Origin of the sequence: Paracoccus sp. J55 (assembly GCF_000513975.1) — a bacterium.
Classification (GTDB): Bacteria; Pseudomonadota; Alphaproteobacteria; order Rhodobacterales; family Rhodobacteraceae; genus Paracoccus.
The window spans coordinates 245,628-261,188 of sequence record NZ_AZVA01000003.1 but is presented as its reverse complement, the minus strand read 5'-3'; the positions used below and the strand labels follow the sequence as shown (position 1 = coordinate 261,188).

Genomic DNA, 15,561 nt, shown 5'->3' with positions numbered 1-15,561 from the left:
CAGCGTCGCCGAACCCGGCTTGGTCTCGATGGCGCCCGGCAGCGAGGTGATCATGTGGCCCCCCGTCTCGGTCTGCCACCAGGTGTCCACGATCGGGCAGCGCCCCTTGCCGACATGCCGGTCGTACCAGACCCAGGCCTCGGGGTTGATCGGCTCNCCCACCGTGCCCAGCACCCGCAGGCTGGACAGGTCGTATTTCTCGACCCATTCCGGCCCCTGCCCCATCAGCGCCCGGATCGCGGTCGGCGCGGTGTAGAACTGGTTGACCTTGTGCTTCTCGCAGACCGCCCAGAAGCGGCCAGCATCGGGCCAGGTCGGCACCCCCTCGAACATCAGCGTCGTGGCACCGTTGGCCAGCGGGCCGTAGACGATGTAGCTGTGCCCGGTCACCCAGCCCACGTCCGCCGTGCACCAGAACACGTCGCCGTCGCGATAGTCGAAGACGTATCGATGCGTGATCGCCGCGAACAGCAGGTAGCCGCCGGTGGAATGCACCACCCCCTTGGGCTTGCCGGTCGAGCCCGAGGTGTAAAGGATGAACAGCGGATCCTCGGCCCCCATCGGCCGCGGCGGGCAGTCGGGGCTGACCTCCTCCATCAGCTTCAGCACGTCCACGTCGCGCCCCTCGATCCAGGTGGTCTGGTCGCCGGTATGCTTGACCACCAGGCAGCGCACCCGGTCCGAGCAATGCAGAAGCGCCGCGTCGGTGTTCGACTTCAGCGCCGTCTTGCGGCCGCCGCGCGGCGCGGTGTCGGCGGTGATCACCAGCTTGGCGCCGCTGTCGTTGATGCGGTTGGCCAGCGCGTCGGGCGAGAAGCCGGCGAAGACGATGGAATGGATGGCGCCGATGCGCGCGCAGGCCAGCATGGCATAGGCCGCCTCGGGGATCATCGGCAGGTAGATCACCACCCGGTCGCCGCGCATCACCCCCTGCGACAAGAGCACGTTGGCGAAGCGGTTCACCTTGTCGGACAGCTCGGCATAGGTGATGTGGCGCGCCGGCCGGGCCGGGTCGTCCGGCTCGAAGATGATCGCGGTCTGGTTCGCCCGCTCGGGCAGGTGGCGGTCGACGCAGTTCACCGAGGCGTTCAGCACCCCGTCCTCGAACCATTTGATCGAGACCCGGCCCATGGTGAAATCCGTGTCCTTCACCCGGGAATAGGGCTTGATCCAGTCGAGCCGCAGCCCCTCGCGCCCCCAGAACCCCTCGGGATCCGAGAGCGATTCGGCATAGAGCCGCGCATAATCCCCAGGCCCCGCATGCGCAGCAGCAAAGCCAGACGGAACAGGATGTTTCTCAAGCGATTCAATGGACATGGCTCCCCCTCACAGCGATCGCATCATTCCCCCTCTCCTGCGGCTGCGGCATCATTTGCCCGGGCCGGCGCAAGAGAGCTCCGACGCCATGTTAAGCGGAACATCTCCATTCTGTTAAGTGTTTATATATAAAGGGAATTTTGTAAATAAATTGACAGGATGGATATGCGATATGTAAATATTTTACAGACCGGCCTGAACCGTCATCCGGGGGCCAAACGGATACGCGGGACCGTTCCTGGGAACGGTCAGAGACGGTCGCCGGCTTATCGGTCAGCTTCCAGAATGAGGAAGTTCCGGCCCGCGCGCTGCGGATGCCGGGCGGTCGCGAGGCCGGCTTGTCCCGCACCAATGACACGCGCATCCAACGGCTTTTAGGGGGCAATGGTCATATTTGACCGCCCCAAAAAGCAGCGCGACGAGCGCCAGCTTAGCGATGGCGAACGCGGTCCGCATGACCAGGTTCTGGACTGTCCGGCGATGAAGAGCAGAAGCGCGCCCACGGTCGGCCCGAGGGCCCGCTTCGTGAAGCGCAAAGCAGGGCATTGCGCGGCTTTCCTGCCACACGCGCGCCTGTACCCGTGAACTCCGTCCTCTCGGTCCTGTGGCGAGAAACCTCCATCTTCTCCGCTGTGATGAAGTCCATGATCGCAGCCGCTGTCGCGTGCGCCGGATCGCAGAGAACCAGAATGGAATAGCGGAGATAGAGCGCGCCGATGCTGTCGCAGTAGGCGCGTGCAGCAGCATCGAAATCAATCATGTGCATGTTCGAAGCAGCTACATTGATAGGCGCCCCTTGAGGGTTTCCTCGCCAAAACCCCTTCGCCAGCTTCGGGTCCGGGTAAAAATCAATGCCTGCGCGAAGCCCGGCCGCCGGACCGCCCCGGCGTGCCGCCAGGGGCAGGCCGTCAGCCCGTCACTGCCGCGCGAGCCATTCGGTGATGCAGCGCCGCAGATTCGTCTCGCCCAGGGTCCGGGCGTCGTCGATGACCCGCTTCAGCTCGCTCAGGTCCACCCGCCGGATCAGGTGCTTGACCGGCCCGATCGAGGCCGGACGCATCGACAGCCGCCGGAAGCCGAGCGCCGCAAGCGTCACCGCCTCGATCGGCCGGCCGGCATCCTCGCCGCAGAAAGACACCGGCACCCGCGCCTCGTCGCAGCGCTGCACGATCTGGTCCAAGAGCGTGATGAACGAGGTGTTCAGCGTGTCGTAGCGCCGGCGCACCCGCTCGTTCTCGCGGTCGGCGGCAAAGAAGAACTGCTTCAGGTCATTGCCGCCCACCGAGATGAAATCGCACATCTCGAAGAACTTCTTCGGCGCGAAGGCCAGCGACGGGGTTTCCAGCATGGCGCCGACGCGGATGTCCGAGGGCATGGCGTGGCCCAGCCGCTGCTCGCGCGCCAGCTGCTCCATCAGCAGCTTGTGCGCCTCCTCGAACTCCTGCATCTCGGTGATGAAGGGGAACATGACATGCAGCGGGCGGCCCACAGCGGCGCGGATCAGCGCCTGCAGCTGCATCCGCAGCACGCCGCGCTTGTCAAGGCCGACGCGGATCGCCCGCCAGCCCATGGCCGGGTTGGGCTCGTCCTGCGGCTTCATGTAGGGCAGCACCTTGTCCGAGCCGATATCCAGCGTGCGGAACATCACCGGCTTGCCATGGGCATTGTCCAGCACATGGGCGTAAAGCGCCGCCAGCTCGCCCCGGCGCGGCACGCGGGTGCGGGTCAGAAACTGCAGCTCGGTGCGGAACAGCCCCACCCCCTCGGCGCCCGAGCTTTCCAGGCTAGGCAGGTCGGCCATCAGCCCGGCATTCATGTAAAGCTGGATCGTGGCGCCGCATTTCGCGGTGGCGGGCAGGTCGCGCAACCCCGCGTAACGCTTCTGCGCCTCGGCCTGCATGGCCATCTTGTCGCGGAAGGCCTTGGCGACGCTTTCCTCGGGACGCAGATGCACCATGCCCATGTCGCCGTCGACCAGGATCAGATCGCCGTTCAGCGCCTCGGAGGTGACGCGCTCGGCATGGATCACCAGCGGGATCGCCAGCGCCCGGGCGACGATGGCGGCATGGCTGCCGACCGAGCCCTCTTCCAGGACCACCCCCTTCAGCCTGCGGCCATAGTCCAGCAGCTCGGCCGGGCCGATGTTGCGGGCAACCAGAATCGGGTCCTCGGGCATCTCGGCGCCGGTATCGCGGCCCTGCCCGGTCAGGATGCGCAGCAGCCGGTTCGACAGATCGTCGAGGTCGTGCAGCCGGTCGCGCAGATAGGGATCGGCGGCGCTTTCCAGCCGGGCGCGGGCCTGGCTCTGCTCTTTCTCGACCGCCGCCTCGGCGGACAGGCCCAGCTCGATCGCCTCTTCCATGCGGCGCAGCCAGCTGCGGGAATGGGCGAACATGCGATAGGTCTCCATGACCTCGGCCGAATCGCCCGAACCCATGTCGGTGGCGGCCAGCATGGAATCGACCGTGGTGCGCAGCATGGCCACGGCCTCGGTCAGCCGGGCCTTTTCCTTCAGCGGATCGTCGGCGACCGGATTGGTGACCACCACCCGCGGCTCGTGCAGCCAGACGCGGCCCTCGGCGCAGCCCTCCTGGCCGGTGCCGCCGCGGAACATGACCGGAAAGCGGTGCTGCAAGGGCAGACTGTCGGCCTGCGAGCCGAGAAAGGCGCCCAGCTCGGCCATCTCGGCCAGCACCATGGCGACCACTTCGAGGCCGTAGACCTCGTCCTCGCTGAACTGCCGGGCGTCGCGGGATTGCACCACCAGCACGCCCAGCTTTTCGCCGACGCGCTGGATCGGCACGCCGAGAAAGCTGGAAAAGATCTCCTCGCCGGTCTCGGGCATGTAGCGGAAGCCCGGCTCGGCCGGGGCGTTGGCGGTGTTGACGTGCCGCCCGGTGCGGGCGACGCGGCCGACCAGCCCCTCTCCCAGCCGCAGCCGGGTCTGGTGCACCGATTCGGGCTTCAGCCCCTCGGTCGCGCAAAGCTCCAGCGTGTCGGGGTCGCGGAAAAGATAGATCGAGCAGACCTCGGTCCCCATCGAATCGGCGATGTGATGGGTGATCTGATCCAGGCGGTCCTGGCCGCCACCGGGGGCGGCCAAGGTTTCGCGCAGCCGCCGCAGCAGCTTGCGCGAGTCACTGTCCTTGCGTTCGGGCATGATCCTCCCGCTTCAGGCTGAGGGCCGGGGATCAGGCCCGTTCAAGCTCGAAGGCATCATGCAGCGCCTGAACCGCCAGTTCCATATATTTGCGGTCGATCAGCACCGAAATCTTGATCTCGCTGGTGGAGATCACCTTGATGTTGATGTTTTCGTCGGCCAGCGCCTTGAACATGCGCGCGGCGACGCCGGCATGGCTGCGCATGCCGATGCCCACCACCGAGACCTTGGCGACCTCGGTATCCACGACCAGCTCGTCATAGGCGATGGTGCCGGCGGCCTTGGCCTCCTCCATCGCCTTCTTGGCGCGGGCGACCTGGTTCACCGGGCAAGAGAAGGTCATGTCGGTCACCGCGCCGGGATGGTCCTCGTAATCGCGTTCCGAGATGTTCTGGACGATCATGTCCACGTTGACGCCGGCATCGGCGAGCGGCGCGAAGATCGCCGCCGAGATGCCGGGCCGGTCCTCGACGGTGACCAGGGTGATCTTGGCCTCTTCACGGGAATAGGCGACGCCGCTGACGACTTTCGATTCCATGATTTCATCCTCATCGCAGACCAGGGTGCCGCTGGTCTCATCCGTATCCTCGAACGAGCTGAGCACCCGCAGCCGGACCTTGTAACGCATCGCCAGCTCGACCGAGCGGGTCTGGAGCACCTTGGCGCCCAGGCTGGCCAGTTCCAGCATTTCCTCGAAGGCGATCTTGTCAAGCTTGCGTGCCTTGGAAGTGATACGGGGGTCGGTGGTATAGACCCCGTCCACATCGGTATAGATGTCGCAGCGTTCGGCCTCGAAGGCGGCGGCGAAGGCCACGGCGGTGGTGTCCGAACCGCCGCGGCCCAGCGTGGTGATGCGGTTGTCCGAGCCGAGCCCCTGGAAGCCCGCGACCACGGCCACCCGCATGCCCTCGGCGAATTTCTGGTCGATATTGTCGCGCGGGATCGACACGAAGCGCGCCGAGGAATGCTGCGAGGTGGTGTTGATCGGCACCTGCCAGCCCTGCCAGCTGCGGGCGGGCACGCCCAGCTCCTGCAGGGTCAGCGCCATCAGCCCGGCGGTGACGTTCTCGCCCGAGGCGACGACGGCGTCGTATTCGCGCGCGTCGAACAGCGGCGAGGTCGCCTCGACCCAGCCCACCAGTTCGTTGGTCTTGCCCGACATGGCGCTGACGATGACGATGACGTCATAGCCGCGCTCGACTTCGCGCTGAACCTTCAGCGCGGCATTCTTGATGCGGTCCAGGTCGGCCACCGAGGTGCCGCCGAATTTCATCACCAGAAGCGGCATTCCTTGCCCCCCAGCAGTTTCCGGGGCGCGTTCTATGGGCGGGCCGGGGAAAGAACAAGGGGCGGCAGGTGTTTCCGGGGCTTTCGCATGCATTATTTTGCCGGCCCATGCGCCGGGGCGGACGGGATCTTGATACGGCCGCCGCCGGACCGCAAAAGGCGGGCATGAAAGCGACGCATGACGAATCCACCTTTACCCTGACCGGCAAGATCTGGTCCGCCACCTATCCGCTGGACGAATTGCCGAAATGGCTGGCCTTCTATCGCAGCCGCAGGGCGCGTTTCCCCAAGGCCGGAGACAGCTACGACGCCACCATCGCCGCGCTGGAGGAGCTGGAACGGACCCTGTCCGGCCGGCGCTAGGCGCCGCGGCGGTCGCGCCAGCGGCTATGAATGCTCTCGCAATGCGCCGTTTCGGCAAAGACGCGGTCCATCAGCGCCATGAAGGCGCTGCGCCAGAAGGATGGCGGCTGCCGATAGACGCGCGAGCAAAGCGGCTCGGATTGCTGTCCCCCAAGTGTCCGGTTGATGCAGACGGACGCGCTCCACCAAGCGTTCATGAGAACCTCACTTACTCATCAAAACACCTTCGATCAGACGAACGTGACGCCCGGAAAACAGCTGGGCGCCCATCCAGTCATGAAGCGGCGGTGATGCAGGAAAGTCACGCTGGCTTTTTCGGCAGGCCGGGCCGGCACAGCGCCCCCGGATCGCCCGAGCGGCGCCGCGAAACCCGCGCCGGAGACCGGCCGGCAAGCGGCCCGTTCCCGAATCTGCATGAGAGTGGTCGGGGCGAGAGGATTCGAACCTCCGGCCTACGGTACCCAAAACCGTCGCGCTACCAGGCTGCGCTACGCCCCGGACCTGGGGCTATCTAGCGGCTGGCCGCGCGGGGGGAAAGGGAAAACTGACCACGCCCTGCGGCGGGTCTCAGTCGCAGGGCGCCAAGGCCGCGTCCTGCGGCAGGCGGGGATGGGACAGCACCATGCCGGGATGGATCCCCAGCCGCGCCGCATCGCCCCCCGGCACCTCCAGCACCATCAGCCGCTCGGGCGCGGGATCGTCCGGCGCGGCGCCGGGAATCGCCGTCTCGTCCAGCGGCCGCGCCATCGGGTGGACATGGCGCACCTCGCCGCGCGCGTCGATGAAGATCATGTCGAGCGCGATCAGCGTGTTGCGCATCCAGAAGCTGACCGGCTGCGGCGATTCGTAGATGAACAGCATGCCCTGCCCCGGCGGCAGGTCGCGGCGGAACATCAGCCCGCGCGCGCGTTTCTCGCCGCTGTCGGCGATCTCGACCGGCACCTCGACCGGCTTGCCCCGACCCAGGAACAGTGCCCGGTCGGGGTGGCAGGTGGCCGCAAGGGCCGAAGAATGATTTGTGATAAGAAGAGCTAGAACAACCGTTACGGCCCGCAACTTCATACCGCGCCCGCGACCAGCCGCAATTTAGCGAGCGCGGCCGCTCCCCCCGGTTGCAACTGCCGCGCCTCGATCGCGGCTCTCTCCCAGGAAAGGATTTGCGCGGCCATCATCCCCCGCCGCCCGTCGACCACCCGCAGCGCGATGGCCTCGCCCACGGCCAGGTCGGAAAAGCCCGAATGGCGCAGCACCTCGATATGCAGGAAGACATCGGCCTTCTCTGCGAAGATGTTGGCAAAGCCGAAGCCCTTGGCCTTGTCGAACCATTTCACCCGCGCCGGCAGCAGCGGCAGCTGCGCCACCTCTTCGGGGGTGGCCGAACACAGGTCGGCGATGGCGGGCATCGGCTCGCTGGCCGGCGGCGTGATCTCCAGCACCTCGACCGCCTGCATGCCGCGCGGCGTCTTCTGCACCATCGCCACGACATGAGAGCCCTCGGCAACCGAACTCTGTCCGAAATTCCTCAGCACATTGGCATGCAGAAGAATGTCGGCGCCCCCCTCGGGATCGGTCAGGAAACCGAAGCCCTTGCTGCCATCGAACCATTTCACGACGCCCGCAATCTTGCGCTGTTGCTCGTCGTTTTCTTCCATGTCGTCCTGTCACCCGTTAGAAAACCAGAAACAACCCGAACTCCGGTTCCGCGTCCTTCGATCCCCAACTGAACGAAGGTAGAGCCGGATTGGTCAGGTTTTCCATACCATGGATAAATCGCGGACCCGCATCAAGGGCTAAGACGGCACACTTGCCAGAAACTTTGCGTAAACTGCCGCCCATCTGGCGGCAATCCGCTGTTTTCGCCTTGATAATCGCTTCTCGTCCAGCGAAAGCGGTCGTGCAGCCGGAAGGCGCCATCGGCCCAGAACTCGATCTGTACCGGGCGGATTCGGTAGCCCCCCCAATGGGGCGGTCGCGGCGGATTCAACCCCAGATTGATTCCCAGCCGCGCCACCTCGGCCATCAGCGCGGCGCGGCTGGCCAGCGGCCGGCTTTGCCGCGACGCCCAGGCGCCGATGCGCGACTGCAGCGGCCGCGAGGCATAATAGGCATCGGCCAGCTCGGGCTCGACGCGGCTGACATGGCCGCGCACGCGGATCTGCCGGCGCAGCGATTTCCAGTGCATGACGAATGCGGCGACGCCTGTGGCCTCGATCTCGACGCCCTTGGCGCTTTCGAAATTGGTGTAGAAGACGAAGGCGCCCTCGGTGCCGGCGCCCTCGATCTCTTTCAGCAGCACCATGCGCACGTCGGGCAGGCCCGCCGCGTCCACGGTGGCCAGCGCCATGGCGCTGGCGTCGTTCGGCTCGGTCCGTTCCGCCTCGGCGAGCCAGCTGCGCGCGATGGCAAAAGGGTCGTCGCCCGCGAAAATTCCGCTGCGGTCGCTCATGGCTGCCTGCTCACCGACACTTGATGCCTCCCTGCAGTTGTCCTAATCCTGCTGAAAACCGAAGAAGCGCGAGGGGCAGCATCATGTCAAGTGAAGGCGGTACGGGGCTGATGAAGGGTCGCCGCGGCCTCATCATGGGCCTGGCGAATGACAAGTCCATCGCCTGGGGCATCGCGAAGGCGCTGGCCGACCAGGGCGCCGAACTTGCCTTTTCCTATCAGGGCGAGGCGCTCAAGCGCCGGGTCGAGCCGCTGGCGGCACAGGTCGGCTCCGACTTCCTCGCGGAATGCGACGTCTCGGACGAGGCTTCGATCGACGCGCTGTTCGAGACGCTGCGCGGGCGCTGGGACAGCATGGACTTCATCGTCCACGCCATCGGCTTTTCCGACAAGGAGCAGCTGCGCGGCCGCTATGCCGACACCACGCGCGACAACTTCCTGATGACCATGGATATTTCGGTCTATTCCTTCACGGCCGTGGCGCGCCGCGCCGCCGCGATGATGCGGCCGGGCGGCTCGATGCTGACCCTGACCTATTACGGGGCCGAGCGGGTCATGCCGCATTACAACGTCATGGGCGTGGCCAAGGCGGCGCTCGAGGCCTCGGTGCGCTACCTGGCCGAGGATTTCGGCAAGGACGGCATCCGCGTCAACGCCATCTCGGCCGGGCCGATCAAGACGCTGGCCGCCAGCGGCATCGGCGACTTCCGCTATATCCTGAAATGGAACGAGCTGAACTCGCCCCTGCGCCGCAACGTCAGCCAGGAGGAGGTCGGCAAGTCGGCGCTCTACCTGCTGTCCGACCTGGGCTCGGGCGTGACCGGCGAGACGCATCACGTCGATTCGGGCTATCACATCGTCGGCATGAAGGCCGTCGACGCCCCCGACATCGCCACCACGAAGAAGGACTGATCCCCGGCGATGAGCGTCGAGCAAGTCATCGCGCTTGTCTCGGCGCTGTCGCTGGCGATCCTGACGCCCGGCCCGGCGATCATCGCCACGGTGCAGACCGCCTTTGCCCATGGCCGCGCCCGCGCCCTGCCCTATGCGCTGGGGCTGGCCACCGGGGCCTCGCTCTGGTGCCTCTTCGCGCTGGCCGGGCTGGCGGTGCTGTTCCGGCTGCATCCGGCGCTGTTCACGGCGCTGAAGATCTTCGGCGGCTTCTATCTGCTGTGGTTCGCCTGGGCGCTGTGGCGCGCCTCGACCCGGCCGCTGCCGCAGGCGGCGGGCGGCGCCTCCAGGGGCTACTGGGGCGGCATCGCGCTCAATCTCTCGAATCCCAAGCCGGCGCTGTTCTATGCCGCGCTGATCCTGTCGGTCTTTCCCGCGCCGATGGGCCCGGCGCGCCAGGGGTTGATCTACGGCCTCTGCCTTGCGACCGAGCTTTTCTGGTATGCGCTGGTGGCGGTTCTGATGTCGACAGCCATCATGCGCGCGCGCTATTTTGCCGCCAAGTTCTGGATCGACCGGGCCGCCAGCATTGCCATGGCGCTGCTGGGGCTGCTGTTGATCGTCAACCATTAAGGAGCCAGCATGAACGATCGCCTGCCCCATGAACGCGGATTCCACATCAGCTGGGACCAGATCCACCGCGATTCCCGCGCCCTTGCCTGGCGGCTGGAGGACCGGGAATGGCGGGCGATCCTGGCCATCACCCGGGGCGGGCTGGCGCCGGCGATGATCGTCGCGCGCGAACTGGACATTCGCGTCATCGACACGATCTCGGTGAAATCCTATCACGGCAAGGGCGGGCAGGAGCGCGGCGAGGTCAAGGTGCTGAAGGCCCCCGACCCGGCGGTGATGCTGGACGGCGACGGCATCCTGGTGATTGACGACCTGGTCGATTCCGGCCGCACGCTGGAACATGTGCGGACGATGTATCCCAAGGCGCATTTTGCCACCGTCTATGCCAAGCCCAAGGGCCGGCCGATGGTGCAGACCTATGTCACCGAGGTCAGCCAGGATACCTGGATCTTCTTTCCCTGGGACATGGCGCTGCAATACGTCCAGCCCTATCGCGGCGAGGACTAAGCGGCACGCAGCGGCTGCGCGGGTCGCGCCCCGCACAGCCGCTTGGGCCCCAGCCCGCTTGGCCACCGATTGCCGGGTTTTCCGGCGGGACCGGCATGCGGCATCGCTCATGGACAGGGCGGGCGTACGCCCTATTGCCGCCGCATCCGGTCCCGCAGGAGATCCATGAGCGCGCCGTCGCGCGGCAGCTCATCCGCCCGCCCCTCTTCGGTCAGCCAGTAGAACCGGCCGGGCGGAAGGCTGGCGGGAAGCTCGTAATCCATCCCTTCCCATTCGTCCTCGCGGAAGGAATAGAAGGCCCAATGGCCGCCGCGCGCCTCGACGGCGTCAAGAACGTCGGTCAGATAGGCGCCGCAATCGGGCCAGCGCCGCATGCAGCCGAATTCGGCGGCGACGATGCGGGTGGGCGGCAGGCCCTGCGCTGCGGCCCAGTCGAAGGCCGCGCCGATATGGGCGGCGACGGCGGCGCGGTCCCAGGCCCGCTCGCCCCCGGCATAGGCCGTCACCGCGCCGGGATAGCGCAGCGGCGCGTCGCGCTGCAGGTTCGGGGCGCTGGTCGCGGCATAGGGTTCATACATGTGGAAGGCGTAAAGCACCCTGCCGTCCGCCAGCGGCCCCGGCCATGCCGCCAGCGAGCGCGGATTGGCGAACCAGCCGCCATCGACCATGATGGGCGTCACCGGATCGGCAGCACGGATCGCCGCGACGACACGGGCGTAGAAGCCGGGCAGATCGCGCAGGCCGCCCGACTGTTCGGCCTGCCAGGAGCGTAGCGCCTGCTCCGTGCCGTTCTCGGCCGGGCCGCCGTGCTTTTCCGGCGCCGGCTCATTCAGGATGTTGTAGCCGGCGACCGCCGGATGGTCCCGCAATGCCGCCGCCAGATCGGCCCAGAACCGGACGGCCTGGTCCTGATAACCGGCCTCGGACCAGATGCGGTCGTCGTAAGCGCCGCCGTTCTGCTGCGACCAGCGACCACCCGGCAGGCTCAGCGGCACGACCACCACCTTCAGCCCGGCCGCATGGGCATCGTCCAGCACCCGGCGCAGGGTGGCGAGATCCTCGGGGACAAGGCCGGCATAGCGGTCGGCATCGCCGATCAGGAGGTCCCGGCCCTTGCCCTTCCACTTGCTGAAGGACAGCCGCACCCAGGTCGCCCCGGTTCCGGCCAGGGCGCGGAAATAGGTCTGGTCCTGCGGCACGGCGTTGAAGCCGTTCGCACCGGGCTGCGGACTGTCCCAGAAGCCGATCAGGTCGGCGGCTGCGGCAGGCTGCGCCAAGGCAAGGCAGAGAGCGGCCGTCGCGGACCGGCGGAAGGTCGCGCCGGCGGCAAGGGCGCCTTCACCGACTGCCCGGAACAGGCCCCACGGGCGCAGGATCGGCCGGGACGACGGAGCCACCGGCGCCGCCCCTAGCCGTTCCCGCGCACGAAGCGCGCCGCCTCTTCCGCCGCACGGCGCAGGGCGCGGCTCTTGTTCACCGTCTCCATGAACTCGGCCTCGGGGTCGCTGTCATAGACCACCCCGCCGCCGGCCTGGATGTAAAGCTGGCCGTCCTTGATCACCCCGGTGCGCAGCGCGATGCACATGTCCATCTCGCCATTGGCGGCGAAATAGCCGACGCCGCCGGCATAGACGCCGCGCTTCTCGGGCTCGAGCTCGTCGATGATCTCCATCGCCCGGACCTTGGGCGCGCCCGAGACGGTGCCGGCCGGCATCCCCGCCAGCAACGCCGAAAGCGCATCCTCGCCCTCGCGCAGCTCGCCCACGACGTTCGAGACGATGTGCATGACGTGGCTGTAGCGCTCGACGATGAATTGCTCGGTCGGCGTGACGGTGCCCATCTTCGCCACCCGACCGACATCGTTGCGGCCCAGGTCCAGAAGCATCAGGTGCTCGGCCAGCTCCTTCTGATCGGCCAGCAGGTCGGCCTCCAGCGCGTCGTCCTCGGCCGGGGTCGCGCCGCGCGGGCGGGTGCCGGCGATGGGGCGGACGGTGACCTGGCCCTCGCGCAGCCGCACCAGGATCTCGGGCGAAGCGCCGACGATCTGGAAACCGCCGAAGTTCAGGAAGAACATGAAGGGCGAGGGATTGGTGCGCCGCAAGCTGCGGTAGAGCGCGAAGGGCGGCAGCGGGAAATCCATCGCCCAGCGTTGCGAGGGCACCACCTGGAAGATGTCGCCGGCGCGGATGTAGTCCTTGGCCTTTTCCACCGCCGCGAGATAGGCTTCCTTGCTGAAATTGCTGCGCAATTCGCCGATCTTCAGGTCGTGGCCAAGCGCGCGCGGCTCGCTGGGCTGGCGGTCGAGCGAGCGCAGCGCCTCCATCAGCCGCTCGGCCGCCTGGGCATAGGCGGCGCGGGCCGGCGTGGCCGCGTCATGCCAGGCGGGGGCGCAAAGAGCCACCTCGCCCTTGACGCCGTCCAGCACCGCGACGACCGAGGGGCGCATCATCATCGCATCGGGCAGGCCAAGGGGGTCGGGGTTCACGTCGGGCAGCCGCTCGACCAGCCGGATCATGTCATAACCCAGATAGCCGAAAAGCCCCGCCGCGCCGGCCGGCACGCCCTCCGGCATGTCGATGCGGCTTTCCGCGATCAGGGCGCGCAGGCTGTCCAGCGCCGGGCGGTCGTCGGCCGCGAACTCGTCCGAATAGCGGGCGTTGCGGTTGATGCGCGCCTTGCCGTCGCGGCATTCCCAGATCAGGTCCGGCTTCATGCCGACGAAGGAATAGCGGCCGCGCACCTCGCCGCCGGTGACGCTTTCCAGCATGAAGGAATTCGGCGCCGCCTCGGCCAACTTCAGCATCAGGCTGACCGGCGTATCGAGGTCTGCCGCCAGCCGGATGGTCAGCAACTGGTTGCGGCCCTGGGCCCAGCCGCGTTCGAATGCGGCGAAATCGGGGGCGATCTCCATCACTGGACCTGCGCGTTCACCGCATCCACGGCAGTCTGGTTCAGGGTGACGCCGCCCTGGGCCTGAAGCGCGCGGGCGAAATAGTCGAAGACGTCCTGGCGCAGCGAATCCGCCAGCCGGGCCGAGATGCCGGCGCGGATCTGCGCGCCCTCCTCGCCGTCGGTCGCGGCGGGATGGATCTTGTCCAGCGTCACCAGAAAGACCCGGTTCTCGGCATCGACCACCTCGGTCGCGCCTTCCTCGGCGATCTCGAATGCCTGGGCCACCACGTCCTGCGGCACGCCGTTGATGAAGCCGCCGCGGGACAGGTTCGGCGCCGGCGTGCCGGGTGCGGGGGCGGGCTTGTCCGCGGCCGCGGCCTCGGCGTCGCCGCTGACGGGCGCCGCGGCGCCAAGGGCCTGGGCGACCGGCGCGGTCGCCGCCGCCGGGGCCGGCCCGATGCCGGGCTCGGCGGCCGCCTCGGCCTCGACGCGGCGCTCCTCGGCCAGCGCCAGCAGCTGGCGATGCGTCTCGTTGCGGGTCCAGTCCTCGGCCACCCGGTCCCGCACCTCCTCGAAGGGGATCAGCGCCGGCGGCACGAGCTCGTCCAGCCGCAGGGCGAACACGCCGCCATCCTCGGTTTCGAACAGCTCGGGAAAGTCCTTCTCGGTCAGCTGCGCCGCGCGCTGGCGGAATTCGGGATAGGCGTCGATGCCGTCGGGATCGGCCTCGGCGCCCGCGCTCCAGTCGATCTGGCCCAGCCGCATCGGCGTGTCGCGGGCCATGTCCTCCAGCGTCGCGCCGCCGGCCAGCAGGTCGGCGAACTCGCCCGAGCGTTCCTCGATCTGGCGGCGGGCGCGATCGACCGCCGCCTCCAGCCGCAGGTCGTCGCGGGCCTGCTCGAAGGGGATGTCCAGCGGCTCCAGGATCGCGTTCATCGAGAACAGCGCCGGCCCCAGTTCCGAGCTGGCCGGGCCGGCGACGCCGGGCTGGTCCAGCGCAAAGACCGCCTCGCCGGCGGCGCCCAGCTCCGCCTGGCTGACCTCGCCCAGATCGATATCGGCCAGCGTCAGGCCGCGCTCGGCGGCCAGCTGCTCGAAGGTGACCTCGCCGCGGTCGATGCGGGCCTTCGCCTCTTCGGCGGCGGCGACGGTGGGAAAGACCAGCCGCTCGACCATGCGGCGCTCGGGTTGCTGGAACTCGTCGATGCGGTCCTGATAGAGATCGCGCAGCGCCTGCTCATCGACCTCGACCTCGTCCTCCAGCATCTCGGGGGTCAGCCAGACATAGGTGATCTTGCGGATCTCGGGCGCGGTGAAGCGGTCGGCATTGGCCTTGTGCCAGGCCTGCAGCGTCGCCTCGTCGGGTGCGGCGACCGGGGCGGGCAGGTCCTCGGCGGTCAGCTCGCGCCAGTGGATGTCGCGGGTCTCCAGCAGCCAGCCCTGGGTCAGCGCCACCACCGGCTGCGGCGCCTCGACCCCGGCCAGCGCCGCGCGCTGCAGGATCAGCCGGGCCAAGTCCATGCGCAGGTCGTGTTCGAACTCGGCCTCGCGCATCCCCTCGCGGCGCAGCGCGTCGGCATAGATGTTGCGGTCGAACTGGCCGTTCATGCCCCGAAAGGCGGACATGCCGGTGATCTGCTCGGCCACCGCCTTGTCGCCGACCGAGACGCCCACCCGGTTCGCCTCGGCCTCAAGCGCGGCGGCGGTGTAAAGCCGCGCCAGCGCCGCCTGATCGACGCCGATGGCCTTGGCCTCGGCGGCGCTGATCTGCCGGCCGGTGCGGGCCGAGAAGTCCTGCATCTCGGCGCGCAGGGTGCGGGCATAGTCCTGCGACGAAATCCCGACATCGCCGACCGAGCCGATATCGGCCGAGCCGCCCGAGAAATTGGTGACGCCGAAGCCGCCCAGCCCCAGAACCAGCATGCCCATCAGCAACCAGACGATGGTCGATTTGCCCTTGCCCCGCATCTTGTCGCCGTGCCCCGCCACTTGTTCTTGTCAGTCAGCGCAAGTCTTTAGGATGCCAAGGGCCCGGCGGCAAGTGCCGCGACGCCGCGCCGCCTCCT

The 15,561-nt window shown here is 67.7% G+C and carries 15 protein-coding genes and 1 tRNA gene; 4 read left to right on the top strand and 12 right to left on the bottom strand.

Translation table 11 applies throughout. The annotated features are described in order from the left end of the window. The 4 genes from PARJ55_RS0105200 to PARJ55_RS0105190 form a co-directional block, all read right to left on the bottom strand. The coding region (locus tag PARJ55_RS0105200; RefSeq protein WP_028712060.1) for an acetate--CoA ligase at nucleotides 1-1,317 on the bottom strand (1,317 nt) is incomplete at its 3' end. A gap of 266 nt (nucleotides 1,318-1,583) precedes the next feature. Further along, nucleotides 1,584-1,685 (bottom strand): NAD(P)-binding protein, encoded by a 102-nt coding sequence (locus tag PARJ55_RS24855; RefSeq protein WP_198019313.1) that lies wholly within the window; start codon nucleotides 1,683-1,685, stop codon nucleotides 1,584-1,586. A 548-nt stretch (nucleotides 1,686-2,233) separates the two neighbouring features. Further along, entirely contained in the window at nucleotides 2,234-4,477 is a 2,244-nt protein-coding gene (ptsP, locus tag PARJ55_RS0105195; protein ID WP_028712059.1) for a phosphoenolpyruvate--protein phosphotransferase, read from the bottom strand. 31 nt (nucleotides 4,478-4,508) lie between these two features. Continuing rightward, nucleotides 4,509-5,765, bottom strand: a complete 1,257-nt coding sequence (locus PARJ55_RS0105190; RefSeq protein ID WP_028712058.1) for an aspartate kinase — start codon at nucleotides 5,763-5,765, stop codon at nucleotides 4,509-4,511. Nucleotides 5,766-5,929: 164 nt separating this feature from the next. Here PARJ55_RS0105190 and PARJ55_RS0105185 point away from each other — a divergent pair, with 164 nt between their 5' ends. Then, complete coding sequence (locus tag PARJ55_RS0105185; RefSeq protein ID WP_028712057.1) at nucleotides 5,930-6,127, top strand: hypothetical protein; 198 nt, start codon at nucleotides 5,930-5,932, stop codon at nucleotides 6,125-6,127. On the opposite strand, the gene PARJ55_RS0105180 is transcribed toward PARJ55_RS0105185, so the two are convergent. From PARJ55_RS0105180 to pdxH, 5 genes are all read right to left on the bottom strand, one after another. Next, nucleotides 6,124-6,324: a hypothetical protein gene (locus tag PARJ55_RS0105180; RefSeq protein WP_028712056.1), complete on the bottom strand. Its 201-nt coding sequence runs from the start codon at nucleotides 6,322-6,324 to the stop codon at nucleotides 6,124-6,126. The two genes, PARJ55_RS0105185 and PARJ55_RS0105180, sit on opposite strands and share 4 nt — an antisense overlap. Before the next feature lie 224 nt (nucleotides 6,325-6,548). Then, nucleotides 6,549-6,625: transfer RNA gene (locus PARJ55_RS0105175), tRNA-Pro, on the bottom strand. A gap of 69 nt (nucleotides 6,626-6,694) precedes the next feature. After that, nucleotides 6,695-7,069, bottom strand: a complete 375-nt coding sequence (locus tag PARJ55_RS0105170) for a DUF192 domain-containing protein (protein WP_232215662.1) — start codon at nucleotides 7,067-7,069, stop codon at nucleotides 6,695-6,697. 116 nt (nucleotides 7,070-7,185) lie between these two features. Further along, complete coding sequence (locus tag PARJ55_RS0105165; RefSeq protein WP_028712054.1) at nucleotides 7,186-7,779, bottom strand: cold-shock protein; 594 nt, start codon at nucleotides 7,777-7,779, stop codon at nucleotides 7,186-7,188. Between the two features lie 131 nt (nucleotides 7,780-7,910). Continuing rightward, complete coding sequence (gene pdxH, locus PARJ55_RS0105160) at nucleotides 7,911-8,573, bottom strand: pyridoxamine 5'-phosphate oxidase (RefSeq protein WP_028712053.1); 663 nt, start codon at nucleotides 8,571-8,573, stop codon at nucleotides 7,911-7,913. A gap of 110 nt (nucleotides 8,574-8,683) precedes the next feature. Between pdxH and fabI the strand changes: the two genes are divergently transcribed. From fabI to gpt, 3 genes are read left to right on the top strand one after another with little or no spacing between them, the layout of a single operon-like run. Beyond that, on the top strand, nucleotides 8,684-9,484 hold the full coding sequence (gene fabI / locus PARJ55_RS0105155; protein ID WP_371257417.1) for an enoyl-ACP reductase FabI: 801 nt from the start codon (nucleotides 8,684-8,686) through the stop codon (nucleotides 9,482-9,484). A 9-nt stretch (nucleotides 9,485-9,493) separates the two neighbouring features. Beyond that, nucleotides 9,494-10,096 (top strand): LysE family translocator, encoded by a 603-nt coding sequence (locus PARJ55_RS0105150; protein ID WP_028712051.1) that lies wholly within the window; start codon nucleotides 9,494-9,496, stop codon nucleotides 10,094-10,096. Nucleotides 10,097-10,105: 9 nt separating this feature from the next. After that, nucleotides 10,106-10,603: a xanthine phosphoribosyltransferase gene (gene gpt, locus PARJ55_RS0105145; RefSeq protein ID WP_028712050.1), complete on the top strand. Its 498-nt coding sequence runs from the start codon at nucleotides 10,106-10,108 to the stop codon at nucleotides 10,601-10,603. Nucleotides 10,604-10,734: 131 nt separating this feature from the next. Here the strand turns inward: gpt and PARJ55_RS21490 are convergent, their stop codons facing one another. The 3 genes from PARJ55_RS21490 to PARJ55_RS0105130 are packed head-to-tail and all read right to left on the bottom strand — an operon-like array spanning nucleotide 10,735 to nucleotide 15,463. Then, entirely contained in the window at nucleotides 10,735-12,000 is a 1,266-nt protein-coding gene (locus PARJ55_RS21490; protein ID WP_198019312.1) for a glycoside hydrolase family 5 protein, read from the bottom strand. Between the two features lie 11 nt (nucleotides 12,001-12,011). Then, nucleotides 12,012-13,514 carry an anthranilate synthase component I gene (gene trpE, locus PARJ55_RS0105135; protein ID WP_028712049.1) on the bottom strand — a complete coding sequence of 501 codons (1,503 nt, stop codon included), beginning with the start codon at nucleotides 13,512-13,514 and terminating at the stop codon, nucleotides 12,012-12,014. Continuing rightward, the gene (locus PARJ55_RS0105130; protein ID WP_028712048.1) at nucleotides 13,514-15,463 is read right to left on the bottom strand and encodes a peptidylprolyl isomerase; all 1,950 of its coding nucleotides are present in this window, start codon (nucleotides 15,461-15,463) and stop codon (nucleotides 13,514-13,516) included. Before PARJ55_RS0105130 ends, trpE begins: the two co-directional genes overlap by 1 nt. Between the last annotated feature and the right edge of the window lie 98 nt (nucleotides 15,464-15,561).